The organism is Lacticaseibacillus jixianensis (assembly GCF_003946485.1).
In the GTDB taxonomy this organism is placed as follows: Bacteria; Bacillota; Bacilli; order Lactobacillales; family Lactobacillaceae; genus Lacticaseibacillus; species Lacticaseibacillus jixianensis.
The window spans coordinates 171,846-197,753 of the sequence record NZ_RHOJ01000002.1 but is presented as its reverse complement, the minus strand read 5'-3'; the positions used below and the strand labels follow the sequence as shown (position 1 = coordinate 197,753).

The window sequence follows — 25,908 nt, the reverse complement described above, 5'->3', positions numbered from 1 at the left end:
ACTAGGAGGAAGTAGCTTGAAGGGTGAAGTGAAGCCGCTACTTGACATAATTGACGGGAAAAATAAGATTCTGGAGATACCGGTCTACCAGCGTAATTACGACTGGGGACGAGAAAATATTGAGAAGATGTTCCAAGATCTTCTCGGGATGGCGCAGACCGGAAAGAAGTCACATTTCTTTGGCAGCATTGTTACCCAGACTGAGGACGGCCAAGAAGTTATTGTAATCGATGGTCAGCAGAGATTGACTAGTGTCACGCTACTACTTTTAGCATTAAGAACACATTTCTTGTTGGCTGGTAATCAAATGCGCGCTGACGAAATCTATGAGACGTACCTATACAATAAGTTCTCGGATAAAAACAGTCACTTTAAATTAAAGCCAATAAAGCGCGACCTTGAGCACTACAAAAAGTTGTATGAGTCACCAGAAGACTTTGAACGTCCCTCAAATATGACTACAAATTATGAATACTTCTTTAATGCAATCTCTACAATGTCAATCACGTTTGACGGGTTATTGCACGCAATTGAGAAGCTTGATGTCATGCAGTTAAGCTTGCAAAGTGATGATGACCCTCAGTTAATCTTTGAAAGTATAAACTCAACTGGCCTTGATTTGACGGACGCTGATAAGGTCCGGAACCTCTTGCTTATGAATGAGGACTATTCTAAGCAAACGGAATACTTTGAGAGATACTGGAGCCCAATCGAGCAAAAGAGTCAGTATGATGTCACTCCATTAATTAAGTATTGGCTGACTAATAAGCTTGGCCGTGTGCCTAATAACAATCGTATTTATTTTGACTTCAAATATTATATACAGCGCTATTCTGATAAGCGCGAACTGTTTGAAGAATTACTGATGTACGCTAACAATTACGAAATGATTCTAAGCTGTAGCTCAGAAGATGCTGAGATTAACGCGATCATGCGGCGTGACAGTTATTTGCAGATTACCTCGCAGTATCCTTTTTATCTCGGCTTTCTTGCTGACGTCAAGGCCGGTAAGTTGCGTTTGGCTGATTTTAAAGACGTACTTCTAATCACTGAAAATTATCTTTTTAGGCGCACCATTGTGGAGGTCCCCACTAATGCGTTAAATAAGATTTTTGCAACGCTTCATCGAGATGTCATGCGACGGTTAAAGCCTGAGTATAATTATGTTTCCGTGCTGGCCGCAATTTTGAAGCATAAAGCAGATTCTGGACGTTTTCCTGATGATGTCGAATTCAAAGAAAAATTGGGTGAAAGGGACATCTATCGTCTTAAGCCGGGCGTGAGAAGCTTCCTTTTTGAACGGCTAGAGAATTATAATCACAAAGAGGTTGTCGATGTTTTTGAAGGCCTTGAGCAGAAAAAGCTGAGTATTGAACACATCATGCCCCAAACTTTAAATGCACAATGGAAACAAGAACTAGGCCAAGACTATCTTGATGTTTATCGTCAATATATTAATTCATTAGGCAATCTGACGCTCACTGGCTATAACCCTGAGATGCAAAACTTTTCCTTTGAAAGAAAGAAAATGTTCTATATGAATAGTCATCTTGGAATTACAAGGGAGATAGTGCAATACGATCATTGGAACAGGGAAGAAATAGAGAACAGGACATCTGAGCTGACTGAGCGGATGTTATCCATCTTTCCTTCTTTACATACTGATTATCACGATCCGATCCAGACTCATGACCTTCAACCGTTCGATCCAAATTTTGAGTATACTGGCAAGAAAATTGTTGGCTACACGTTCCAGACAGACGCCTATCGTTCGAAGACAGTTTGGAAGGATATGCTAATTGAGGTTGTATCTGATCTTTATGATGAATATCCGGAGCAAATTAACAACTTGGTTATACAAGACGCTACTGGCAAAGGATCGATGCTCACTAATGCCTTCAAATCTCAGCAAGAAGAAGGTTACTCTGAGCTTCGGGACGGAGTTTACTTAAATACTTCAACCTCTACCTGGATGAAGATGCATACCTTGATGCAGTTATTTGATTTTCTGCATGTTTCATATGATGACTTACAGTTTCAGCTGGGGGATAGTCATAGTGATGAACGCGATGCTGTAAGATAAAGCATCTATGTTGTAGTTGACAGATAAGTCCGAGAGGAATGGTGATCATGAAGGCACTCTCGATTCGATCAGACTATGTCATTGATATCTTGACTGGTGAAAAGACCAGCGAGTTCAGAAGCTGGAATACGAAGCATCGCGGTGATCTGCTCATCTGTTCCACGGCGCAGCGGATTCCTGGGACGATGCCAGGGCATGCGCTGTGTTTCGTCCAGATCGTTGACGTCATTCCGCTGGGGCCAAAGAGTTTCGAGTGGAAGTTTGGCCAAGACGGGTACTACATTCGACCATTTCCGGTCAAAGGTCGCCAGCATTTGTTCAATGTCGATGATGACCTGATCATCAAGGATAATGGGGATGACGAGACGACAGAGGAATCAGAGGCGTGGATCAAAAAATATTGGGATCCGTTGTACGTCTAGATTTCGCGGGCGACTGCTGCTCGTGAGGAGAAGTGTGCGGTGCTGCTAAACACAGAGACTGGCTGGTCAAACGATCAGCCGGTCTTCTTTTTGTCCTTGCGAGATTGGGAGCCCTTGATCGCCTGGGCCGGGTGAACCGACAGATTGCCTCCCGTCACGGTGATGGGCGGCTGGGCCGCCCCAATCGGTGAGGCGCGACTTTTGCGAGAGTTCGCTGCAAAAATGCCTCAAAATGCCGATTTCCCAAAAATGACACACGACAAATTTTCAAATTGGCGCGGCGAGTCGCGCTATTCCTTGCGGCTCAAGGAGTTCCGCTGGCCGGGTAAATATGACGCGCCAATTTGGGCTTCATATTTGGCCCGTCTTTGCCAACCCTTGGGGCAGTAACAATGGCAAAATCGGGCGCGCCAATATTTTGATAGGTCGTGTGTCAAATTTCGAAAATCGGCGTTTGGCCTCGAGAATCTCGCGGGAGCTCGAAAACCTTCGCCCGCATCAAATGGACGCCGCCTCGGCGCGACGCACGGTGAAAGGCGGACCGTCGCCCATCGTGAGGGTGGCCGAGCAGAAGCACCCCGCCGCGGTCAGCCGCCGCCCGCGACGTTCGAGGCGGCAGGGCGACGCCAACCAAAAAAGCGCCAGCCGACGCGCGGGCCGGCTGGCGCTGCTGAGGCTGGTGGCACAAGGGCTATTCGCTCGTGCCGCTTCACTGCGGCGAGCGGTTCATCTTGGGGAAGGTGATCCGCTGACACCGCGCCACCAGGTCTTGGCTGTTCACGCGGATCCGGCCGTAGCGGCGGGAGCTGACGATGGCGCCGTTAGTGCGGACGCCGCCCGGGCCGCATTCCACGCGCAGCTGGTCGCCGGGCTGCAGGGGGCAGTAGGTCTCCACGCCGGTAGAACTGACAAAAATGCCCGCAAAACCGAGCAAAACTTCGTAGTTTGGTTCTTTTTTTGCCATCAATTTAACCCCCCCTGATTAGTCGTGAAAATGGTCGCTTTTTGGCTAAATTTGGTCATTTTCGGGCTCATTTTGCCCTTTTTGGGGCCAAATGAGCGCGCTATGTTCTCCGTCATTATAGGACGGGTCAGGGGTGGCGTCGTCTAATCGATACCGGCGAATGTAGCGGTGCCAAAGCAATGGAATCTCTTCCTAAACGCGCAGGCAAGCGCCACCGCGAAATGGTTTACAGTGTATATTACGACACGTGTTATACGACAAGAAGATTACAATGATACAAATCATTCGATATTTGTAATGCTGCTGTGTTCGCGCTGTGACCTCGACCGGCTAGTATAGTCAGTGTTGAATCGTTACTGGACAAACACATAGGAGTGATTAATATCAAAAACTCACATTTAGCATGGCTCTTTACAACGGCAGCAGCATTAAGCACGGCAGTAGTGTTGGGCCAAACCAATTCTGTCAGCGCCGCTACCACAGGCGAGTACGTGGTAAAGGCGGGTGACACCCTCTCTGCGATTGCCGCAGCCCATCACACGAGCGTCGACCAATTGGCGACCGGCAATAAGCTGGCCAACAAGCACCTGATCCTGGTCGGCCAGAAGTTGATCTTGAACGCGTCCGCGCCGGCCGCCGCCCCAGCAGCAACCGCAACGAATGACTACACGGTTAAGGCCGGCGACACGCTATCAGGCATCGCCGCCAGCACCGGCGTCAGCCAATCGACCTTGATCATCCTGAATCACATCCAAAACGCGAACCTGCTGATCGTCGGCCAAAGCCTGAAGCTGGCCGGTGCGCCAGTCGCCGCCTCCGCTCAGCGGGCCGCGGCGCCGGTTAGCGCTGCTTCGGCCGCGGCGCAGCGCTACAGCGCACCGAAGACAGCTTCTGCGCCAAAGACTTATACCGCGCCGAAAGCCGCTGCCTCTAAGCCTGACGTGGCCTCGCAGACCACGACGTCCCAGCCTTACAGTGCGCCGAGGTACACGGCCCCTAAGGCTGCCGCACCGAAGTACGTTGCCCCCAAGGCGCAGCCGGCCCGGCCGAGTGCGACGTACCGCAGTACCGCTAGCGGCAGTGAAGCCGCAGCGAAGGCCGCGATCGCCCAGCGCGAATCCGGTGGCTCTTACACCGCGCGCAACGGTCAGTACATCGGCAAGTATCAACTGACTTCTTCCTACCTGAAGGGCGACTACTCAGCCGCGAACCAGGAACGGGTCGCTGATCAGTACGTTGCCGGTCGTTACGGCAGCTGGTCCAAGGCGCTGGCCCACTCGAATGCCCACGGCTGGTACTAATCGTATAAAAGTTGAGATTGCCGGGACGCGGTTGCGTGCCGGCTTTTTTGGCCCCAGCGTTAGCCCTGCGGGTGGATCGCAGTTGATGCGGGTCAACGACGCGGCCGGGCGCTCACTCAGCGCCCGGGAAGGAGGAAGATTGCGGTGCTATACTGAACGCATGACGAAAGGGCCGGACTTATAGCAGCGGGGAAGCGCGTGCGCGTCTGATCCAAGCAAGCGGGCGTTTTTGGCTCAATTGACCGGGGGAGAAACAAAATGACAAATAGCTATGATGATCCAAACTTCTTCGATGCGTATGCCAAGATGCCGCGCAGCCGCGATGGGCTTAAAAGCGCCGGCGAGTGGCCGGACTTCCAGCGGCTGCTGCCGCCGCTCACCGGGCAGCGGGTGCTGGATCTGGGCTGCGGCTACGGGTGGCACTGCCGGTACGCGGCGGCCCACGGCGCTGCCAGCGTCCTTGGCATCGACAGCTCGCAGCGGATGCTTGCCGCGGCCAAGGCCCGGACGGCCAGTGCCAAGATCACCTATGAGCTGGCTGATCTCGCCACTTTTGAGCGGCCCGCCGGCAGCTTCGACGTGGTGCTGAGCTCGCTGGCGTTCCATTATGTCCAAGACCTCACCGGTTTGATGGCGCGCGTGACGACCATGCTCAGCCCAGGCGGCACGGTGCTGTTTACCATTGAGCACCCGCTGTTCACCGCGGAAGGGCACGAGCAGTGGGTGGCCACTGCGGATGGCCGCAAGGTGTGGCCGGTCGATCGCTATTTTGACGAGGGCCTGCGCAAGACGACCTTTCTTGGCCAGCAGGTGCCCAAGTACCACCATACGCTGGCGACCATCATGAACAGTCTGCTGGCAAGCGGGCTGACGCTCACCGGGATCAGCGAGCCGCGGGGCAGCGAGGCGGACATTGCCGAAAACCAGCCCTGGACGCGCGCGCCGATGATGCTGATCGTGCGCGGCCAAAAAGCCTAGGCAACGCGGCTGCCGGGGCGGCGAGTGGGGCCCCTTTGGCGGTTCAAGGGGGTGGCCGCGCCGCAAGTTGCAGCTTCGGCAGCCGGGCGCTGCCGGCCGGCGCGTATGGTAAACTCTAGGTACCAATACTGAAGGGGCGAACACATGGCGAGACGAAAGATGCCAAGTATTATGTGGTCACGCGGCGAGAAGATCGTGCGGGGCGGCAACGTCGCGATCACGGCGATCGATCAAGGCCAAGAAATTGAAGCAACCGTATACGGGACCGAGCCGTATACGGTTATTTTGGGTGAGGACGCGGCGGAGGATTATTGCAGCTGCCCGTATTTTCCGGGCCACGGGTACTGCAAGCATATTGCGGCCGTTGAGCTTTATTTTCGCGATCAAAATAAGGATGTCGAAGCCGTGATCGAAGCGGGCGACATGCCGGTGCGCCAAGAAGTCTTCCGGTGGGCGCCGGCTAAGCCCCGGCAGCAGTCCAGCGGTCAGCGCTTCTTGCAGGCGCGGGCGATCGAAGCCGCGCCGCTGTTCCACGGGCCAACCAGCACTGCGGTGCCGCTGGCCCTCCAGGTGACGCTGGGCGTGGCCAGCGTCGAGACGGCCAGCTGGGCGCTTGAGCTGCGCTTTTTCATTGAACTGCACATTGCGGCGCGAGAAGGCGGCGGCCATTTCTACGTGGTTTCCGATCTGGGGCGGTTCTTTGACGCCTACGAAGCCGAGGCCCGGTTTGCGACCAACGGCAAGGCCAGCTACGTGCTGGCCCACACCGCGTTTGCGGCGCCCGAGCGCGCGCTGCTGGACGCGATGGCGCAGGCGTATCACGCGGAGGGGCCCAAGGACCGCGCCGTGAATAACGCCGCGGCGGCCCGCGAGCTGATTTTGGCGCCGGGGAGTTTGGCCAAGCAGGCCGGCGCGTTTGATCAGCTGGCCCATTTTGAGTTTACGCCGTATCGCGACCGCTCGTTTCCCCAGGTGATCATTGCGCCGTTCACCCCGGCGGCCGGGCTTTTTCAGATGACGATCACGCAGCAGCGCGAGGGGTTTCGGGTGACGCTTGAAGCCGATGCGGGGCTGATCATGCCGCGCGACCGGATGCTGCTGCATGAGGACCACTGCTATCAGCTGACCGCCGCGCAGATGCAGGCGATCCACCAGCTGGTGGGGGAGCCGCAAAGCGCGGTGAGCGACCTGACCAGCCGCCAGCAGCTGGCTTTCACCACCGAGGAGACCGCGGCGGTGCGGACCCTGGCGCAGGCCTTTGCCAAAATTGGCGTGGTGGTCGGCGCGGCACTGGTGGCGGCGCCGGCGATGACGCCGCATTTTGCGCTGGACCGCGAGCTGAGAACGATCACGCTGGCGCTGTCGTTTGATTACGCCGGCAATGAGGTCGCAGCCGGCGCGCCGCTCACGCTCAATCAGCCGCGGGACACGGTCAAGGAGCGCCAGGCGCGCGAGTACTTGACCAGTTTGGGCTTCAAGCCGAGCAAAACGACGTGGCGGCTGGCGGTGCCGGACGCGGACACGCTGTACGACTTTTACCAGCAGCTGCTGCCGAACCTGCGGGAGAACGGCAGCGTGACGGTCAGCCCGAGCCTGGCCGCGCTGGTCCAGGACGGCAAGGCGCTGGCGCCGCAAGTGGCGGTCAGTGAACAAGCCGGGCTGCTGGCGATCTCGTTTTCCCTGAAGGGCGTTGAGGCCGGTGAGGTCGATCAGATGCTGAACCAGATCGACGTGGCGCGGCCGTACCTGACGCGCGCGGACGGCTCGCTGGTCATTGTGGACGAGCCGCTGCGCCGCGTGGCCAAGGCGCTGACCAGCCTGCGCCACGGTCCGCTGCATCACGGCCAGGCCCTAGTGCCGGCCGCCCAGACCCTTGCCGTCCAAGCAGCGCTGGGGCCAAGCGCGGACTTCGCCGACCAGGTCAAGCACCTGGCCCAGGACCTGACGCACCCGGAGCAGTTTAAAAGTGACAATCCGCTGGCTGTGGCGGCCCAGCTGCGGCCGTACCAGGTGGCCGGGGTGCAGTGGCTGGAGATGCTGAACGCGCACGGGTTTGGCGGCATTTTGGCCGACGAGATGGGGCTGGGCAAGACGCTGGAGATGATCGCCTTTTTGACGCATCACCTGCACGCCGGGCAGCCAAGCCTGATCGTCGCCCCGGCCTCCCTGCTGTACAACTGGCAGGCGGAGTGTGCGAAGTTCGCGCCGGCACTGCGCGTGGCGGTGGTCGACGGCACCAAGGCCGAGCGCACGGCGCTGATCGCAGCGAGCGACTACGACATCTTGATCGCCTCGTACAATAGTGTGCAGCGCGACGCCGCCGAGTACGCCAAGCGGCCGCTGAACTACCTGGTGCTGGACGAGGCCCAGTTCGTCAAAAACAGCGCGACCAAGACCCACCAGAGTTTGCGCAAGCTGAAGCCGCGCGCGACGTACGCCCTGTCCGGCACGCCGATCGAGAACCGCACCGATGAGCTGTGGGCCATTTTTGCGCTGGTGCTGCCGGGCCTGCTGCCGAGCAAGCAGGTCTTCGCGCAGATGGCCCCCGATGAGGTCGCGCTGCGGGTGGCGCCGTTCATCCTGCGGCGGGAGAAGAAGACCGTGCTGAAGGACCTGCCGCCGCTGGTCGAAAGCAATCTGACCAACGAGATGACCAAGGCCCAGAAGACGGTGTACCTCGCCCAGCTCGAGCAGATGCAGGTCAAGGTGCGCGGCCTGTCCAGCCAGGGCCTGGTCAAAAACAAGCTGGCGATCCTGGCCGGGCTCACGCGCCTGCGCCAGCTGTGCGACACGCCGGCGCTGTACGTCGATGGGTACCGCGGCGGGTCCGGGAAGATGGATCAGCTTGAGGACCTCGTGGCCGAGGCTGCGGCGAACGGCCGGCGCGTGCTGATTTTTTCCCAGTTCACGGGGATGCTGGCGAGGATCGAGTCCCGAATGGCCGAACTGCAGCTGCCGCACTTTCTGCTTGAAGGGGCCACGGCGCCGAAGCAGCGGCTGGCGATGGTCGATGCGTTCAACGCCGGTGAGCGCCAATTCTTCCTAATTTCGCTGAAGGCGGGGAGCACCGGGCTGAACCTGACTGCCGCCGACATGGTGATCCTGGTCGACCTGTGGTGGAATCCGGCCGTGGAGGACCAGGCGATCGCGCGGGCGCACCGCATCGGCCAGCACCACCAGGTCGACGTGTACCGGCTGATCACGAAGGGCACCATCGAGGAGCAGATCGTCAGGCTGCAGGCGCAAAAGCGCGACTTGGTCGATCAGATCCTCAGCGGGGCCGAGAACAAGGCCATGCTGAGCGATGCGGAGATCCGGCAGATCCTGGGGATCAGCGCGTCAGAAGGATAATCGGCAGGTGAAAAAAGACGATTGCCGGCTTAACGGCAATCGTCTTTTCGATGCGCGGCGCATTGATGTCGGTGGTGGCGGCTTAGTGCCAAGGGCCGCGCCACCACTCAGATGCGTTGACACCGCGAGACAATATTTTGGCTGCACACGCGGATGCGGCCGTAGCGGCTGCAGTTGACAAAGGCGCCATTGCTCTTGCTGCCACCGGGCCCGGTTTCGACCAGGAGCTCATCGCCCGGCTCTAAGGGGTAGTAGGTGGCCACGCCGGTCGGTTCACTGCGCATGCCTAGAAAGGCCAACCGGACCTCGTAATGTGGTTTGAATTTATCGGCTCGCATTGTGTTCGTATCCTTTCTGATGGGGTAATTGCATCGGTGAAGCCTGTCGTGCAGGAAAGTGCTCAGTTCTTCACTATTAATTATATGCGAGTGGGCTGGCGCTAGTCGCGTGAACGGCACCGGGGCCAGCGGGGATTGATCTCACTGCATTGTATTGTTGACGCTGCCATCGCTGGTTAAACGCGCTATACTGACGGCAATCGGTCAATTGCGGTTTCTAGTGGAGGTAATATTATGCGCAAATTACCACCACGGACTCGGTTTTTCGCCTACGACGAGTTGGCGACGGCCCTAACGTACAAGGAGGGGGCCTCGCCATTTGTCCATTCGTTAAATGGCACCTGGCAGTTCTGCTACCTGCAGTCGCCGCGCGAGGTGCCCGCGGCGTTCAGGGCTGGCGATTACGATGCCATTGACTGGCAGACCATCAAGGTGCCGGGGCACATGGAACTGCAAGGGTACGGCAAGCCGAATTACACCAATATCAGTTTGCCGATTCCGGTGGATCCAGCGGCCGCGCCAGCGAACAATCCGACGGGTCTGTATTATCGCCGGTTCAGCTGCACCCCGCAGCTGGCGCGCCAGGTTCTGCGCTTTGATGGGGTGGATTCGACGTTTACGGTCTGGCTCAACGGCCAGTTAGTCGGGGATGGCCACGGCAGTCGGCTGATGACCGAATTCGACGTGACCGACCTGCTGAAGCCGGGTGAAAACACGATCGCGGTGCAGGTGGAAAAATGGTCAGAGTACTCGTTTCTCGAGGATCAGGACCAGTGGTGGCTGAGCGGCATTTTTCGCGATGTGACGATCATTGATGAAGGCGGACTGAATGATCTGCAGATCACGCCGCAGTATCAAGAGGGGCAATGGCAGATCGCGGTGGCGGTGCAGGCTGAGGCCAACGCTCACTTGAGGGGCAAGGTCTATTTTGCCGGCCAACCGGTTGCTGAAGCGGCACTGCCGACTGGTACCACCACAATCCCGATTTCGGCGCCGCGGGAGTGGACAGACGAGACGCCGAATCTATACACGCTGGTCGTCGCGGATGACGCGGCCGGGGCATTGGTGCCGATGCGCTTTGGCCTGCGCCAAGTCGAGATGATCGATGATCAGATCTGCCTCAACGGGGAGCCGGTGCTGTTTAACGGTGTCAACCGCCACGAGTTCAATCCGGAAACGGGCCGGGCCTTGACGCAGGAATACATTCTAAGTGAAGTCACGCAGATCAAGCGCGCCGGCATCAATGCCATCCGGACCTCGCATTACCCCAACACACCGTATTTTTACGATGTGTGCGACGAACTTGGGCTGCTGGTGATCGACGAATGCGACCTTGAGACCCACGGCATGTACGTCACTGAAATGCCGACGGATGATCCATACTGGCAGGGCGAGTTCGTTAGCCGCGCCGAGCGCATGGTGCACCGCGACTTCAACCACCCGTGCATCGTCATCTGGTCGTTGGGCAACGAAAGTGATTTTGGGGAGAACCACGTGGCCGAAGCAGCCGCGATCCGCAAGCTTGACGTCAGCCGCCTGATCCACTACGAAGGCGACCGGAAGACTGAAGTGGCCGACATGTATTCGACAATGTACACGCCGGTCGAAGACATCGAAAAACGCGCCGTGAAGCTGACGCATCAAAAGCCGCACATTCTCTGTGAGTACGGCCACGCGATGGGCAATGGTGCCGGCAGTCTGCAGGATTACCAGGACGTTTTCCGGTTGTACAAGAGCGTCCAAGGCGGCTTCATCTGGGAGTGGAAGGACCACGGCCTGAAGCAGGCCACGCCAGCTGGCCCACAGTACGTCTGGGGCGGCGCGTTCGGCGAGCCGGTCAACGACGGGACGTTCTGCATCGATGGGCTGGTGCGGCCGGACCGGGTGCCGTCGCCTGGGCTGCTGGAATACGAGCACGTCATCCAGCCATTCCAGTTTTTCGTGGCGCAAAACCATGTGGTGGTCAAAAGCCTGTACCATTATCAAACGACTCGTGATTTAGTGCTACGCTGGCAACTTGAGGTCACAGGGGAAAAGGTGGCAGGCGGCCAAATCGCACTGCCTGCGCTCGCACCGGGCGCGCTGAGCCCAGTCCTCTCCCTGGAGCTGCCAGAAGCTGGCGGCGTCGATGCCATGCTCAATTTGGCGATCGAGACGACCACCGTCCAGGGCGTGTTTGAGACCGGGGCACAGCTGGCGTCTCAGCAGGTGGCCTATCAAGGCTTGCCGGCCCAGCCTGATGCTGCGGCTACGGTCAGTCAGACGCCGGCGGCCGTGACCATTACCCGGGGGCCGCTGACCGTGACGGTTGACCGCGGCACTGGCAATATCACGCAGCTCAGCCAAGATGATCAGAAGGTTTTGGCAGGAGACATGGCGCTGACGCTGGACCGCCTGCCGATCAGCAATGACATGAACGTCGTGGCCGAGCGGCAAAAGGAACGCATTGCGACGCTATTCGCACGCTGTGAAAGCATTCAGATGACCCAAAACGATGACACGGTGATGGTGGCGATTCGGCAACGCATCGCGCCACCAGCTATCAACTGGGGCATCGAGCTGGCGGTCACGCTGTGGGTCGGTGCGGCCGGGGTCACGATCCGCACCAGAGGCTGGTTCGACGGTGAAAAGCCCACTGAGGTGCCCCGCATTGGGTACCAGCTGCCGCTGACCACGACCGTCCGAACCGTTGACTGGTTCGGCCGCGGCCTTGGTGAGAGCTATCCAGACAGCCTGGATGCCGCACCGCTGGGCCACTATCAGCTCAACCGCGACCAGTGGGGCTTTCCGTATGTGGTGCCGCAGGAAGCCGGGAACCGCATGGGCGTGCGCTGGGCGACCATTACCACTGCAACTGGCCCGAGTCTGCATGTGGCGGGGCTGACCCCGTTTAATTTGAACGTGGTCGGTGGGGATGGTCAACCGCTGGGCAACCAGTCTTCAGACCAGGTGCGCCTGGATGCGCGCGTTCAGGCCCTAGGCAGCAACAGCTGCGGGCCGCTGCCACTGCCGCGGTATCGGCTGTACACGGATCCTTTCGACTTCACCGTGACGTTGAATCTGCAGTATTAATGGCGACATTTTTGCGCGAACGCCAGCAGAAATTTTCATGGTTTCGCCAAATTAATTATGTGAAAACCATTGACGCAAGATGAGAATGTGATTAGTATAAGAGCTAATCAAATAAGCACGTCCATAAACCGATGAGGTGGAGATCAAGACTATTGTGCACGCCCAGAGAGCGACCGAAGCTGTGAGTGTCGTCGAACGCAGATAGTTAAATGGACCACCGAGGGGCTGCCCAAAAACCAGAGAGTGGAGAAAAGCGTTTTTAGGAGAACGGCTAGCGTAGACGTGAGCATTGGGCGTTTTTTGCCCGAGGCTCACGGCTTAGCTAGACGCTTCTCCGTTGCTTTTCGGAACTCGTTTGGTGAGTCAGGAAGCACGTCTGGCACACGTCAGCTGCCGGCAGGGTGTTAGCCCTGTGCAAAGGGGGACAGTGGATCGTCAAGCGGCGGTCCGGTCCAATTAAGGTGGCACCGCGAGTGAGAGCTCGTCCTTAAACAGCAAGACTGTTTATGGGCGAGCTTTTTGTATTCTTGCAAAGGTGGCAATAAAAATGGCAAACAAACGATGGCGGCTCCGCATTGGCAGACTGACACTTCAGGATTTCAACGAGGAGAAAAATCATGACATTACACGAAGCAATCAACACCTTGATCAACCACGAAGACCTGACCTTTGACCAGACGAAAGAAGCCCACGACGAACTGACTTCCGGTACGGCGGACGCGACGATGATCGCCAGCTACCTGACCGCGATGGCGGCCAAGGGGGTGCGGCCCCAGGAAATCGCCGGCGCGGCGGACTCCCTGCGGCGCAAGGCCTTGCCGTTTGACCCGCAGGCCAAAGTGCTTGAAGTGGTCGGCACTGGCGGCGACCACAGCGATTCCTTCAATATTTCGACCACTTCGATGTTTGTCATCGCCGCGGCCGGGGTCAAGATCGCCAAGCATGGCAACCGCGCGGCGTCGTCCAAGAGTGGGGCGGCCGATGTGCTCGAGGCGCTGGGGTTTGACATCAACGCCTCGCCGGAAAAATCGGCGGCACTGCTAAACGACTATAACTTCTGCTTCCTGTTCGCGCAAAAGTACCACCCGTCAATGCGCTTTGTGGGCCCAGCCCGCAAGGAACTCGGCTTTCCGACAATCTTCAATCTGATCGGGCCGCTGGCCAACCCGGCGCGGCCGACCTACGAGCTGCTCGGGGTCTACAGCAAGGACCTGATGCAGCCGATGGCCGAGGCCATCAGCCAGCTCGGCGTGACGTCCGGCATGGTGATCCACGGCGAGGACGGCCTGGACGAAGTCACCGTCACCGGCCCGACCGATGCGATCCGCATCCGCAATGGCCAGTTCGAACCGCTGACCCTGAACCCGGAAGATTACGGCTTCAAGCTTGCCGACAAAAAGGCCCTGGTGGGCGGCACGCCGGCGCAAAACGCGCAGATCACGCGAGCGGTGTTGAGCGGCAAAGACCAGGGGGCTAAGCGCGACGCCGTCATCTTCAACGCCGGGGTGGCACTGAGCCTGACGGGCGCGGTGGCGACGATCCAGGCCGGCGTCGACCTGGCCCGCCAGACCATTGATTCGGGTGCGGCCATCAAACAGCTGGATGATGCATTAGCAGTTGATCACGTTGAGGTGAGCGCATGATTCTGGACGACCTAGTGGCCGCGACAAAACAGCGGTTAATTCGGGAAAAGGCTGAATTGGCCCCAGCGGTTTTGCACGAGCAGGCGCTGGCCACCCCAGCGCCCCAGGCAGCCGCGACGCTGCCCGCAACGCTCCACCAGCATTTCGGCATCATCGCCGAGTGCAAGCAGGCCTCGCCCAGCAAGGGCCAGATCGCCGCAAGTTTTCCGGTGACCCAAATTGCCAGTGAGTACGAAGAAGCCGGGGTCGATGCCATTTCGGTCCTGACCGAACCCGATTATTTTCACGGCAGCCTGGCGGACCTGAAGGCGGTCACGCAGACCGTGAAAACGCCGGTGCTGCGCAAGGACTTCACCATCGACCGCTACATGATTGACCAGGCAAGAGCTAGCGGTGCGACGCTGGTGCTGCTGATCGCGGCGATCCTGCCGGGCGAGCAGCTCCGCGCGCTGTACGATTACACCCTGGCCATGGGCCTGCTGCCGCTGGTCGAGTGCCACTCGGAAGCCGAGATCGCCCGCGCCTTGCCACTTCACCCGCAGCTGATGGGCGTCAACAACCGCGACCTGCGCGACTTCAGCGTCGATTTTCAAAACAGCATTCGCCGGCGCAAGCTGATCCCGCGCGAGATCGCGGTGATCGCCGAAAGCGGAGTGACCAAGCCCAGCCAGCTGCAGGCCCTGCAGGCCGGCGGACTCAACGGCGCTCTGATCGGTGAGACCTTCATGAAGGCGCCAGACCGAAGCGCGACGATCCGCGAGTACCGCCGCGTCGTCCAGCAGGGGCAAGCATGACGGCGGTGAAGGTGTGCGGGCTGATGACCCCAGCGGACGTGGCCCTGGTGAACCGCGTCCACCCCGATTACGCGGGGTTCGTCCTGGCGGCGGGGCGCCATCAAGTCAGCCCCAAGCACGCGCTGGCGCTGGCGGCGGGCCTAGCAGCCGGCATCACGCCGGTGGCCGTGGTGGTCGCGCCCGACTTGGACCAGTTAGCCAAGCTTCGGCCCGGCATCACCACGGTGCAGCTGCACCGGCCGGCGGCCCCAAGCCTAGTGGCCGCCTTGCATGCGCTGGGCTTCACAGTGTTCGCCCGGGTGACGGCGGAGCAGCCGACCACGACGGCCGACCTGGCGCTGCTGGACGCCGGCGACGGCTCCGGGCAGACGCTGGACTGGCATCACTTGCCCAGGGTTAACCGGCCGCTGATGCTGGCGGGCGGCCTGGACGGCGGCAACGTGCAAGCGGCGATCGCCTGCACGCACCCGGCATTGGTTGATGCGTCCAGCCGCCTAGAAACTAAAGGCCGCAAAGACGCGGCGAAGGTGCAGGCCTTCGTCGTCGCGGTTCGTGAGACAGAAAGGAACTTTTCAGATGTTAAAAGATAATCAGACAGCTAAACAAGATAATCGCTTCGGGGAATTCGGCGGCCAGTACGTGCCCGAGACCCTGATGGCCGAGCTGGATAAGCTGACCCAGGCCTTCGAGGCATGCAAGACGGATCCGGCTTTTCAAAAAGAGTTTCACGACCTGCTGAACAACTACGCCAACCGGCCGTCGCTGCTTTATTACGCGAAGAATATGACCGAAGACCTCGGCGGCGCGAAGATCTACCTCAAGCGCGAGGACCTCAATCACACCGGCGCCCACAAGATCAACAACGTGCTGGGCCAGGTGCTGCTGGCTAAGAAGCTGGGTAAGACCCGCCTGATCGCCGAAACCGGGGCCGGCCAGCACGGCGTGGCCACGGCCACGGCGGCGGCGCTGTTCGGCATGGACTGTGAGATCTTCATGGGCAAGGAGGACACCGAGCGCCAGCGCCTGAACGTGTACCGGATGGAACTGCTCGGGGCCAAGGTGCGGCCGATCACGTCCGGTCAAGGACTGCTCAAGGACGCCGTCAACGCGGCGCTGCAGGACTGGGCCGCCCATCCCGATGACACGTACTATCTGATCGGGTCCGCGATGGGCCCGGCGCCTTACCCGGCAATGGTCAAGGAGTTCCAAAGCGTGATCTCCAAGGAATCCAAGCAGCAGATCCAGGCCGTCGAGGGCAAGCTACCCGACGCGATCGTGGCCTGCGTGGGCGGCGGCTCTAACGCCATCGGCTCGTTTGCCGAGTACATCGATGACCCCAGAGTCAAGCTGTACGGCGTCGAGGCGGCCGGTAAGGGGATCCATTCCGGCAAGACGGCGGCGACGATGGAACTTGGCACCCCGGGCATTTTTCACGGCATGAAGTCGGTCTTCCTGCAAAACGATGAGGGCCAGATCGACAAGGTCTACACGATTTCTGCCGGGCTCGATTACCCAGGAATCGGGCCTGAGCACGCGGCGCTGGCCGCCAGCGGGCGCGCGACCTACGTCGGCATCACCGACGACGAGGCGGTGGCGGCGTTCGAGTACATCGCCAAGGAGGAAGGCATCATCGCCGCGATCGAAAGCTGCCATGCGGTGGCATACGTGCAAAAGCTTGCGCCAACCATGCCGAAGGACGCGACCATCATCTGCACACTGTCCGGGCGCGGCGACAAGGACGTGGCCAGCATTGCAAAGTACCGGGGGGTTGAAGGCATTGAGTAAATTAAGAGACGTTTTTCAAAATGGGCACAAGGCATTCATTCCGTTCGTCACGGCGGGCGACCCGTCGGCTGACAGTACCGTCAGCCAGGTCCTGGCGTTGGCGGATGCCGGGGCCGACATCGTCGAGCTGGGGGTGCCGTTTTCCGATCCGATCGCCGACGGGCCGGTGATCCAGGCGGCCGGGCTGCGGGCGTTTGCCGGTGGCATCACGGTCAACGGGGTGTTTGCCATCGTGGCCAAGATCCGCGAACGCTCGCAGGTCCCGCTGGTGTTTCTGACTTACGCCAACATTCCGTTTAAGTACGGCTACGATAAGTTCACCGCGCGCTGCGAGGAACTCGGCGTGTACGGCTTAGTCATTCCCGATCTGCCGGCCGAAGAGGCGGGGGAGATCCTGCCGTATACGGAAAAGCACCACGTCGACTTGATCCCGCTGATCAGTCCGACCTCGGGGCCGCGGCTGCCGAAGTTAGTCAAGCACGCGACGGGCTTCATCTACATTGTGTCCGCGCTGGGTGTTACCGGTCAGCGCGACGGCTTCTCCGTGAACCTGCCTGAGCTGATCCAGCAGCTGCGCCAGGTGACCGACGCGCCGCTGTGCATCGGGTTTGGGGTCCACACCCCGGCGCAGGCCGAGACGCTGGCCAAGGAAGCAGACGGCGTCATCGTCGGTTCTGCCATCGTCCAAATGGTGGCAGACAATCCCGACCCGGCGCCGGTGATCGGCGCGTACACCAAGCAGATGGTCGCGGCGGTGCAGGCCGCACAAGTAGGCAACTAGTGGTTAATAATCGTTAGGCGGCGCCGGCTCCTTATCGAGTCGACGCCTTTGTTTGCTTTCCTATTAGAGAACGGCCACCTTTTCCTTATCCATGTGATTACCGCACTGAATTTGTTACACTTAAAGAAGAACATAGTCGAAAGGGGTAAGGGAAATGTTTAAACGCACACTGATCGCCCTCGTCGCGCTCAGCACGATCGGACTGGCCGCATGCGAACACGACGACGATGACCACGAGGATCAGGCGCCAAGCAGCCAGACGAGCAAAAAGGCGTCCGCTTCAAGCGGTAAGGATGCAGCCGTACAGACCTTACCAAAGCAGACGGTCACCGCGGCCTGGGATATTTTCTTGAAGGCCCACCCCAAGGCTGAGGTGACCGCCGTCAAGCTTGACCAAGAAGGCGGCAAGTACGAGTACGAGATCACGGGTAAAGAAGGCACCATCGAGCACGAGCTGACCATCGATGCGGAGACCGGTACGGTCCTGCGCGATGAGGAGGAGACGACTGACGACCACGATGCGGCCATCGACCGGGCGGGGTTGAAGTCGCTTGAAGTGATCACTAAGGCGGCGACCGCCAAGCTTGATGGCAGCACTGCCACCGAGTGGGACCTCAGCGTTGACCACGCGAAGGCAATGTGGGAGGTTTCCTTGCAGCACGCCAAGGGCGAACACGTGGTGCACGTGGATCCGTACACCGGCATTGCGGGTGAGGCCGTGCTTGACGATTAGCCGCGTAAAGTTTTTTTCTTGGCAGGCCCGCCCGGCGTTTACAAAGGCGGGCTTTTCGCGTATCATACATAAAGTATGCAATACGAATAACAGAAAATAGTCGGAGGGAATATCATGGCTGCAAACTGGGAAAAGAAAGGCGACACGGAAGGCGTTTTGACCTTCGAAATCGCGCAAGATAAAATCAAGGAAGGGCTGGACAAGGCGTTCAACCGCGTTAAGAAGAACCTGAACGTGCCGGGCTTCCGTAAGGGCCACGTGTCTCGCACCGTGTTCGACCGCATGTACGGCGAAGCTGCGCTGTACGAAGACGGCCTGAACGTTGTTCTGCCAGACGCCTACGATGCTGCCGTTCAAGAAGCCGGCATCGACCCGGTCGACCAGCCGAAGATCGACATTGATTCGATGGACGAGGGCAAGCCTTGGGTCATCAAAGCGACCGTTACCGTTGCCCCAGAAGTTAAGCTGGGCGACTACAAGGGGCTTGAAGTCGACAAGCAGGACACCACCGTTTCTGACGAAGACGTCCAAAAAGAACTTGAAGACAAGCAGAAGAGCCAAGCCGAACTCGTGCTTAAAGAAGACGGCGAAGCAGCTAAGGGCGACACCGTCACGATCGATTACGTCGGCACCGTGGACGGCAAGGAATTCGATGGCGGCTCGGCCAAGAACTACTCCTTGGAGCTGGGCTCCAACTCCTTCATCCCTGGCTTTGAAGACCAACTGATCGGCCACAAGGCGGGCGATGAAGTCACCGTCAAGGTCACCTTCCCGGACGACTACCAGGCCAAGGAACTCGAGGGTAAGGACGCCGAATTCAAGACGACCATCCACGAAGTCAAGAGCAAGGAACTGCCAAAGCTTGACGACGACTTCGCCAAGGATCTGGACGACGAAGACGTTGACACGCTTGAAGAACTCAAGCTGAAGATACGTTCAGACTTGCAGGCCAAGAAGGACGACGCCGCTAAGGACGCCATCCAGGAACAGGCCATTGCCAAGGCGGTTGACAACGCGACGATCCCGGCGATCCCTCAGGCCATGATCGACACTGAAGTCGACAACCAGATGAACCAGTACATGAGCTCCATGCAGCAGCAGGGGATCTCTCCGCAGATGTACTTCCAGCTCACCGGCACCTCAGAAGACGACCTGAAGAAGCAGTTCGCCGCTAACGCTGAGAGCCGCGTCAAGACGAACCTCGTGCTTGAAGCCGTGGTCAAGGCAGAAAAGATCGAGCCGACCGACGATCAGGTCCAAGCTGAGATCAAGCGCCTTGCCGACGAATACAACATGGAAGAGAAGGCCGTGCGCAAGGCCCTCACCGACAACATGCTGAAGCACGATATCGGCGTCCAGGATGCGATCACGATCATCACTGACTCTGCTAAGGAAGTCGCGCCTAAGGCTGATTCGAAAGCTGATGCCAAGGACGATGCCAAGGCTGATACAGACGCTAAGTAATGATTGAACTGGCTGACACCTCTCGCCGCGGCGAGGGGTGTTTTGCTATCAAAATGACCAGCTGGCTTGGTGCGAGTGGTCAATTCTTCAGGAGGTAGGCTATGCTTCGACTATCACGTTTGATCGTTCGCCTCGCCGGTGGGCCCGGCAAACACGCGCTGCTGATCATCCTCAGCGGCGTCGCCCTGATACTGCTTGCCCGCCGCCGCGGCCTGAGCCTCAGGGCCCGCCGCTTGATCATGACCATCGGCCTAGCCGCTATTGTTGCCGGGGTGTTGGCTCTGCTGCTGGGCGCTGGGTGATCACCAGCGGCTTGTGCGGATGAAAGTTGGTTGATGCCAGGCGCGCGGAAACGGAAATGGTGACAGTAAGCAGGCGGACGGGTATGCTGGAGTCATTAAAGTGGGAGGCGACGTGATGGCCAAACCAGTCAGTGCCGAGATTCAGCGCCAGGCGGGCAATAAGTACTACCGGGCCGGTTTCTTCCGGTCCCTACTGGGCTTTTTTGCCAATTACGTTAACTTTACCGGCCGCTCCAGCCGCAGTGAGTACTGGTGGGTCGCGTTGTGGCGATCGATCGTTGCGGCGTGCTTGATCGGCTGTGGTGTCTTGATCCTGGTGAACGACCATGGGATCGACCGGATGTTTGCCGGCGACATGGCGCGACTTTTTGCCTTCCTCTGGCTGATGCTGGTGGGCTGCATCATCGGGCTGGCGATCGTGGTGCCGACCCTTTCACTGGAGGTGCGCCGCTATCGGGACGCGGGGTGGTCCTGGTGGTGGCTGGTGGGGTTCTACGGCGCGGCCGGCCTTGGCGCGACCCTGCTGAGCGCTGGGTCCTTGAACGCTCAGCCTTGGGTCAGTGCCATCGGTGGCGCCTTGATCCTGGCCACGGCCCTGTTTGAGCTCGTGATCGATCTGCTGCCAAGCAAGAATGCGCCGCAAACCGGCGGGGCCGGGCCAGAGCCCGGGCAAAGCTGATCTGCCCCTTGCAGGGCCGGTTGGCGTATGCTAAGCTAACGCGAGTGCAACTAGGCATGGTGCCAGCGTTTTGGTATCATGGAGTTATTAAGAAGGGGTTGAAATAAATGTTTGACAACGTTGAAACCACCGGGCCCGTGACCTGCTCGTTTTGCGGCAAGTCGCAGGATCAGGTGAAGAAGATCGTTGCTGGCCCTGGGGTTTATATCTGCAATGAATGCATCGACCTCTGCAAGGAGATCATCGACGAGGAGTTCAAGCAGGATGCCGCTGACAACATGCTTGAAGTGCCAAAGCCGGCTGAGATCCTCAAGGTACTGAACGATTACGTGATCGGCCAAAGTGCGGCCAAGAAAGCACTGGCCGTTGCCGTTTACAACCACTACAAGCGCGTCAACCAGATGAACGTTGCCGAAAAAGGCGACACCGAACTGCAAAAGTCCAACATCGCGCTGATCGGGCCGACCGGCTCCGGGAAGACCTTCCTGGCCCAGACGCTCGCCCGCATTTTGAACGTGCCGTTTGCCATCGCGGATGCGACGACACTGACGGAAGCCGGGTACGTCGGCGAGGACGTCGAGAACATTCTGCTCAAGCTCCTGCAAAACGCCGACTACGACGTGGAGCGCGCCGAAAAGGGGATCGTCTACATCGATGAAATCGACAAGATCGCCAAGAAGGCGGAAAACGTGTCGATCACCCGTGACGTTTCCGGTGAAGGCGTGCAGCAGGCCCTGCTGAAGATCTTGGAAGGCACGATCGCCAACGTGCCGCCGCAGGGCGGGCGGAAGCACCCGCAGCAGGAGTTCATCCAGATCGACACCACCAACATCTTGTTCATCGTCGGTGGGGCGTTCGACGGGATCGAATCCATCGTCAAGAACCGCCTCGGCGAAAAGACCATCGGCTTCGGCAAGAATTCCGACGAAGCCAAGCCAGTTGAGGGCAAGTCCTTGATGCAGCAGGTCGTTCCAGAAGACCTGATGAAGTTCGGGATCATTCCTGAATTCATCGGCCGGATCCCGATCATTGCCTCCCTGGAGAAGCTGACCGAAGACGATCTGGTCCGCATCCTGACCGAGCCGAAGAACGCGCTGGTCAAGCAGTACCAGAAGCTTCTGTCGCTGGATGACACCGAGCTCGAGTTCACCGAAGGCGCCTTGCACGCGATCGCCCACCAGGCCATCGAGCGCGACACCGGTGCGCGGGGCCTGCGGTCCATCATCGAAGCCGTGATGCAGGACATGATGTTCTCGCTGCCGTCCGAACCGGACGTCGTCAAGGCCGTGGTGACCAAAGAAGCGGTCGAAGGCACCGGCAAGCCCGAACTGATCAAAGACAAAAACCAAAAAGCGTCGTAACCGGCGCACGGTCCGCAGCGGGGGTGTCTCGCTGCGGCCTTTTTAATTGGCAAAGGAGTGAGTGGAATTGTTAATTTGGTGGTTAAAAGCGCTGCTGGTGCTTGTCGGTATTGAGCACATTGGCATCGCCGTGCTGGAAATGCGTGGGGCACCGGCCAAACAGGCGTCAGTCTTTGGCATGCCGTTAGCGTTTGTGAAGCAGCCGCATGCCCAGATCGCGTTGGCGAACCAAGGCATTTACAACCTGATGCTCGGGGCTTCGATGTTGGTGAGTGCCTTCACGATGACGAACCTGGCGTTTGTGACCGTGGCGACCATCTTGCTGATCTTCCTGCTGGTGGTCGGCGTTTACGGCGCGGTCACCGTGACGCGCAGGATCTACCTGGTGCAGGTGCTGCCGGCGGTTGTGGGGTTGGTGCTGGTGCTCCTGAACTTGATGGCTTAAACCAGCGTTTCCTGCGAGATGGGCCAGTCATGGGTTTTGAAAGGATGCAAAAACGGCGCCAAACGCGCCGGCAGTGATGCCGGCTGAGTTGGGCGCCGTTTTGCTGTGAATTAGTGAGTCATTGCCCCTTCAGGCCATCATCTTTCGCGCCTTGGCACGATCGACGATGCCGTCGATGATCTGCTGCAGGGAGACTGCGGCCATTGAGGCTTCGGCGGCCTGCTGGATACCGTCGTAGACCTCATTCAAGGTGGCTTGAATGTTGCCGCCGACCGGACACTGCGGGTTGGTTTTCTCGTCCACATGCAGCAGCACGGGGCTATCCACTACGCGGTAGATGTCCAGCAAGCTGATCGCCGAAGCGGGCCGGGCCAGGGCCGGTTGGACCATGCCAGGGTGGCTGGTGAGCAGGCCGCCTTTGACCAGCTGGGCCATCAGGCGGCGCACCACACTGGGGTTGGCCTCGATGCTGGTCGCGATCTGCTTACTCGACCGGTCCCAGCCGGCCCCGATCTGGACGTAGGCCAGCACGTGGACGGCGTCGCTTAGTTTGTGGGAGTATTGCACGGCTTGTCACCTCAACCTTTCCGGTCATGCGTAAACTGGCTTTATTTTAGCACTTCTTTAATGGCAGCTGGCAGCGGGGTCAGGCCATGCTCGAGCACATCGGTCAGGTCGGTGGTGGTTTCGTCCAGCACCCCGGCGCGGATCATCGCCATGCCGCCAACCGAGAAGCCCACGACGTTGGCCGGCATGCCAGCCTGGGTAAGGGTGGCCCGGTAGTCCGCGTCGTTCAGGCTCTTAATGGCGAACTGGCCGCTGATGGCGGCTGCCAGCTCGCGGTAGGTGCGAGCAGGGCCGGCAAATTCGTAGATCGGCTTGGGGTCAGTGGCGGCGAGCACGACTGCGGCCGCGTCTGCGTATTCGCGTTCCAGCGCCCAGCCGACTTTGCCGTCGCCCGCGGCATACAGGAAGTCCTGACCTGCGGCAGCGGCTTTTAGACGGGACATTTCGTTTTCCAGGTACCAGTTGTTGCGCAGGAAGCTGTACTGGAGGCCGGCCTCGCGAATCGCCTGTTCGGTCGCCTTGTGGTCAGCTGCCAAGGCGCCAGTCGAGGTGTCGGCGTGCGGGAAGCTGGTGTAAGCAATATAACCAACCCCGGCGCGTTTGGCGGCCGCCACCACGTTCTGGTGTTGCTGAACGCGCGACACTGGGCCGCCCGGAAGCGAGGAGACAAAGAGTAAACGGTCGATATTGCTCAGCGCCGCGGTCATCTGATCGGGGTCAGTGTAGTCGGCCTGCCGAATGGTGATGCCGGCCGGGACGACTTGCTTGGCCTTTTCCGTGTTGCGAGCGAGCGCGACAATGTCTTCGGCCGGGACCTTAGCGGCGAGGTACTTTAGTGCGCGCTGGCCGAAGTGGCCGGTGGCGCCGGTGATTGCATATGTTGTCAAAATTGATGATCTCCTTTGCGTCTCATTACCTGTGCGGTTTAATATAACATGTTACATTAAAACACACAAGCTAAATAATATTCAGCCATCAGTCTGCCGCAATAGTCACCAAACCGTAACCGACTCGATGAACCCAATTCTCCGGCCGGTATGCTACACTTAACAGCAGAGCATCTCAGGAGGTAGCAAATGAAAGTCAACAATGTCAGCCTGACCATCAGTGCGGTCAGCGCGGCGCAGTATCCGGCCACCGGGTACCCGGAGATCGTGTTTGTCGGCCGCAGCAACGTCGGCAAGTCGAGCCTGATCAACCGGCTGATCGACCGCAAGAGCATGGCGCGCACCAGTGCCGTGCCGGGCAAGACCCAGACGCTGAATTTTTACAACATCGAGGATCAGTTGTACTTCGTCGACGTGCCGGGCTACGGCTACGCGAAGGTGTCGAAGCGTGACCGCGAGCGGTTCGCCGGGATGATCGAGGAGTACCTGAGCACCCGCAAGCCGTTCCGCGGGGCGGTGCAGCTGGTCGACGCGCGGCATCTGCCGAGCGAAGACGACGTGTCGATGTACCAGTACCTGAAGTACTTCAACGTCGATGTGCTGGTCGTCGGCACCAAGGTCGACAAGACCAGCAAGGCCAAGCGGCAGACCATCATGCGCGATATCAAACGCACGCTGGACCTCAACCAGGCGGACCAGCTGATCATGTTCTCCGCGACGACCGGTGAGGGCAAGGACGCGGTGTGGGACTGGCTGGAGAACCAGACGGGAATCGGAGGCAGTGAACAATGAATTTGAATGAGTATCAACAAAAGGCCAACAAGACACTGGCCGGCAACGAGCACGTTCTGACCAACCTGACGCTGGGGCTGGCGTCCGATTCCGGCCTGGTGGTCGATCGGATCAAGCGCTACGCCTTTCAGGGCCAGGACCTGGAACCCGATAAGCTGAAAAACGAGCTGGGGGACGTCCTCTGGTACCTGTCGCAGATCGCGCTCTGGGCGGACATTCCGCTGGAAGACGTGGCCAAGGCCAACCTCAAGACGCTGGCCAAGAAGTACCCGGAAGCCAAGCTTTGATCCGGCGCGGCCCTGGCACCTTGCTGGGGCCGCGTTGCGCTTAATGACGCGGTGAAAAGAGGCGAGGGCGACTGTGAATCCCATTTTATTACCGCTGATCCTGTTAGTGACCGGCCTGGCTGGCGGCCTGTTGTCCTCCATGGCGGGGATGGCGTCGTTGATCGTGTACCCAGTACTGCTGGCGCTGGGCGTGTCACCCGTTTCGGCGAACGTGACCAACACCGCCGCAATGATCTTCACCGGCGTCGGGGCGGGGCTGTCCTCGGCCAAGGAGCTGCGGGCCAACCGCCGCTTGATGTTCGCCGTGACCGGGTACGCCGTCGCCGGCGGCATCGTCGGCGCCATTATCCTGGCGCTGGCGCCCGGGTCCACGTTTGAAAAGGTGGTGCCGTTTCTCATCGCCATCGCCGGTGGGCTGATGCTCTGGTCGGCGCGGCGGACGCAACCGGCTGGCGCCAAAGGCCACCAGGTGACCGGCTGGAAGCTAGTCGGCCGCAACGCCGTGGTGTTCCTGGTGGGCCTCTACATCGGCTACTTCGGGGCGGCGGCCGGCATCGTGATGCTGGCGATCTTATCGCTGACGCTGCCGGTGTCGTTCGCGGTGGCCAATGCGCTGAAGAATTTTGCCACCTTCCTGACCAACATCGTCTCGCTGATCATTTATGCGTTCACCACCAAGGTCTACTGGCTGATGGTTCTGCCGCTGGGCATCGGGATGTTTATCGGTGGCTACATCGGCCCGATGGTGGTGCGCCGCGTGCCGCAGCGCGCGATCCGCATCGCGGTGGGGCTGGCCGCCTTTGGCCTGGCGGCGTACTTCTTTTACACCGCCTACCTGGCCTAGACAAAGCAAAATGGCGTCCAGCTGGGCGCCATTTT

General features: G+C 59.1%; 24 protein-coding genes. 20 read left to right on the top strand and 4 right to left on the bottom strand.

Going from position 1 to position 25,908, the window contains the following annotated elements:
* Positions 1 to 16: 16 nt before the first annotated feature.
* Complete coding sequence (locus EKM85_RS01955; RefSeq protein WP_125584596.1) at positions 17 to 2,083, top strand: DUF262 domain-containing protein; 2,067 nt, start codon at positions 17 to 19, stop codon at positions 2,081 to 2,083.
* A gap of 47 nt (positions 2,084 to 2,130) precedes the next feature.
* Positions 2,131 to 2,505 carry an ASCH domain-containing protein gene (locus tag EKM85_RS01950; RefSeq protein ID WP_164510635.1) on the top strand — a complete coding sequence of 125 codons (375 nt, stop codon included), beginning with the start codon at positions 2,131 to 2,133 and terminating at the stop codon, positions 2,503 to 2,505.
* A 709-nt stretch (positions 2,506 to 3,214) separates the two neighbouring features.
* Here EKM85_RS01950 and EKM85_RS01945 read toward each other — a convergent pair.
* Positions 3,215 to 3,469, bottom strand: a complete 255-nt coding sequence (locus tag EKM85_RS01945) for a hypothetical protein (protein WP_125584594.1) — start codon at positions 3,467 to 3,469, stop codon at positions 3,215 to 3,217.
* A 443-nt stretch (positions 3,470 to 3,912) separates the two neighbouring features.
* On the opposite strand from EKM85_RS01945, the gene apf reads away from it, so the two are divergent.
* The 3 genes from apf to EKM85_RS01930 all read left to right on the top strand — a co-directional run bounded on the left by apf (position 3,913) and on the right by EKM85_RS01930 (position 9,099).
* Complete coding sequence (apf, locus tag EKM85_RS01940; RefSeq protein ID WP_164510634.1) at positions 3,913 to 4,770, top strand: aggregation-promoting factor; 858 nt, start codon at positions 3,913 to 3,915, stop codon at positions 4,768 to 4,770.
* Between the two features lie 258 nt (positions 4,771 to 5,028).
* Entirely contained in the window at positions 5,029 to 5,748 is a 720-nt protein-coding gene (locus EKM85_RS01935) for a class I SAM-dependent methyltransferase (protein WP_125584592.1), read from the top strand.
* 144 nt (positions 5,749 to 5,892) lie between these two features.
* Positions 5,893 to 9,099, top strand: coding sequence for a DEAD/DEAH box helicase (locus tag EKM85_RS01930; RefSeq protein ID WP_125584591.1), 3,207 nt, complete (start codon positions 5,893 to 5,895; stop codon positions 9,097 to 9,099).
* A 107-nt stretch (positions 9,100 to 9,206) separates the two neighbouring features.
* On the opposite strand, the gene EKM85_RS01925 is transcribed toward EKM85_RS01930, so the two are convergent.
* Positions 9,207 to 9,437 (bottom strand): hypothetical protein, encoded by a 231-nt coding sequence (locus EKM85_RS01925; protein ID WP_125584590.1) that lies wholly within the window; start codon positions 9,435 to 9,437, stop codon positions 9,207 to 9,209.
* A 234-nt stretch (positions 9,438 to 9,671) separates the two neighbouring features.
* On the opposite strand from EKM85_RS01925, the gene EKM85_RS01920 reads away from it, so the two are divergent.
* The 12 genes from EKM85_RS01920 (at position 9,672) to EKM85_RS01865 (ending at position 22,496) form a co-directional block, all read left to right on the top strand.
* On the top strand, positions 9,672 to 12,509 hold the full coding sequence (locus tag EKM85_RS01920; protein WP_125584589.1) for a glycoside hydrolase family 2 TIM barrel-domain containing protein: 2,838 nt from the start codon (positions 9,672 to 9,674) through the stop codon (positions 12,507 to 12,509).
* 617 nt (positions 12,510 to 13,126) lie between these two features.
* A complete protein-coding gene (gene trpD / locus EKM85_RS01915; protein ID WP_125584588.1) occupies positions 13,127 to 14,152 on the top strand; it encodes an anthranilate phosphoribosyltransferase in 1,026 nt (341 codons plus the stop codon).
* Entirely contained in the window at positions 14,149 to 14,946 is a 798-nt protein-coding gene (gene trpC / locus EKM85_RS01910; RefSeq protein WP_125584587.1) for an indole-3-glycerol phosphate synthase TrpC, read from the top strand. The genes trpD and trpC overlap by 4 nt, the downstream gene beginning before the upstream one ends.
* Complete coding sequence (locus EKM85_RS01905) at positions 14,943 to 15,536, top strand: phosphoribosylanthranilate isomerase (protein WP_125584586.1); 594 nt, start codon at positions 14,943 to 14,945, stop codon at positions 15,534 to 15,536. Before trpC ends, EKM85_RS01905 begins: the two co-directional genes overlap by 4 nt.
* The gene (trpB, locus tag EKM85_RS01900) at positions 15,523 to 16,731 is read left to right on the top strand and encodes a tryptophan synthase subunit beta (RefSeq protein WP_125584585.1); all 1,209 of its coding nucleotides are present in this window, start codon (positions 15,523 to 15,525) and stop codon (positions 16,729 to 16,731) included. The genes EKM85_RS01905 and trpB overlap by 14 nt, the downstream gene beginning before the upstream one ends.
* Positions 16,724 to 17,512, top strand: coding sequence for a tryptophan synthase subunit alpha (trpA, locus tag EKM85_RS01895; RefSeq protein ID WP_125584584.1), 789 nt, complete (start codon positions 16,724 to 16,726; stop codon positions 17,510 to 17,512). The genes trpB and trpA overlap by 8 nt, the downstream gene beginning before the upstream one ends.
* 154 nt (positions 17,513 to 17,666) lie before the next feature.
* Positions 17,667 to 18,245, top strand: a complete 579-nt coding sequence (locus EKM85_RS01890; RefSeq protein WP_125584583.1) for a PepSY domain-containing protein — start codon at positions 17,667 to 17,669, stop codon at positions 18,243 to 18,245.
* Between the two features lie 114 nt (positions 18,246 to 18,359).
* Complete coding sequence (gene tig, locus EKM85_RS01885; protein WP_125584582.1) at positions 18,360 to 19,709, top strand: trigger factor; 1,350 nt, start codon at positions 18,360 to 18,362, stop codon at positions 19,707 to 19,709.
* 101 nt (positions 19,710 to 19,810) lie between these two features.
* Positions 19,811 to 20,011: a hypothetical protein gene (locus tag EKM85_RS01880; RefSeq protein WP_125584581.1), complete on the top strand. Its 201-nt coding sequence runs from the start codon at positions 19,811 to 19,813 to the stop codon at positions 20,009 to 20,011.
* Between the two features lie 115 nt (positions 20,012 to 20,126).
* Positions 20,127 to 20,690, top strand: coding sequence for a DUF805 domain-containing protein (locus EKM85_RS01875; RefSeq protein ID WP_125584580.1), 564 nt, complete (start codon positions 20,127 to 20,129; stop codon positions 20,688 to 20,690).
* 107 nt (positions 20,691 to 20,797) lie between these two features.
* Complete coding sequence (gene clpX / locus EKM85_RS01870) at positions 20,798 to 22,051, top strand: ATP-dependent Clp protease ATP-binding subunit ClpX (RefSeq protein ID WP_125584579.1); 1,254 nt, start codon at positions 20,798 to 20,800, stop codon at positions 22,049 to 22,051.
* Between the two features lie 67 nt (positions 22,052 to 22,118).
* Entirely contained in the window at positions 22,119 to 22,496 is a 378-nt protein-coding gene (locus tag EKM85_RS01865) for a DUF1304 domain-containing protein (protein ID WP_379881862.1), read from the top strand.
* Positions 22,497 to 22,625: 129 nt separating this feature from the next.
* Here EKM85_RS01865 and EKM85_RS01860 read toward each other — a convergent pair whose 3' ends face one another.
* Positions 22,626 to 23,063: an Rrf2 family transcriptional regulator gene (locus EKM85_RS01860; RefSeq protein ID WP_125584577.1), complete on the bottom strand. Its 438-nt coding sequence runs from the start codon at positions 23,061 to 23,063 to the stop codon at positions 22,626 to 22,628.
* A 41-nt stretch (positions 23,064 to 23,104) separates the two neighbouring features.
* Complete coding sequence (locus EKM85_RS01855; protein ID WP_125584576.1) at positions 23,105 to 23,950, bottom strand: NAD(P)H-binding protein; 846 nt, start codon at positions 23,948 to 23,950, stop codon at positions 23,105 to 23,107.
* A 189-nt stretch (positions 23,951 to 24,139) separates the two neighbouring features.
* On the opposite strand from EKM85_RS01855, the gene yihA reads away from it, so the two are divergent.
* From yihA to EKM85_RS01840, 3 genes are all read left to right on the top strand, one after another.
* Complete coding sequence (yihA, locus tag EKM85_RS01850) at positions 24,140 to 24,742, top strand: ribosome biogenesis GTP-binding protein YihA/YsxC (RefSeq protein ID WP_125584575.1); 603 nt, start codon at positions 24,140 to 24,142, stop codon at positions 24,740 to 24,742.
* Positions 24,739 to 25,029: a nucleoside triphosphate pyrophosphohydrolase family protein gene (locus EKM85_RS01845; RefSeq protein ID WP_125584574.1), complete on the top strand. Its 291-nt coding sequence runs from the start codon at positions 24,739 to 24,741 to the stop codon at positions 25,027 to 25,029. The genes yihA and EKM85_RS01845 overlap by 4 nt, the downstream gene beginning before the upstream one ends.
* 73 nt (positions 25,030 to 25,102) lie before the next feature.
* Entirely contained in the window at positions 25,103 to 25,873 is a 771-nt protein-coding gene (locus EKM85_RS01840) for a sulfite exporter TauE/SafE family protein (RefSeq protein WP_125584573.1), read from the top strand.
* Positions 25,874 to 25,908 lie beyond the last annotated feature (35 nt).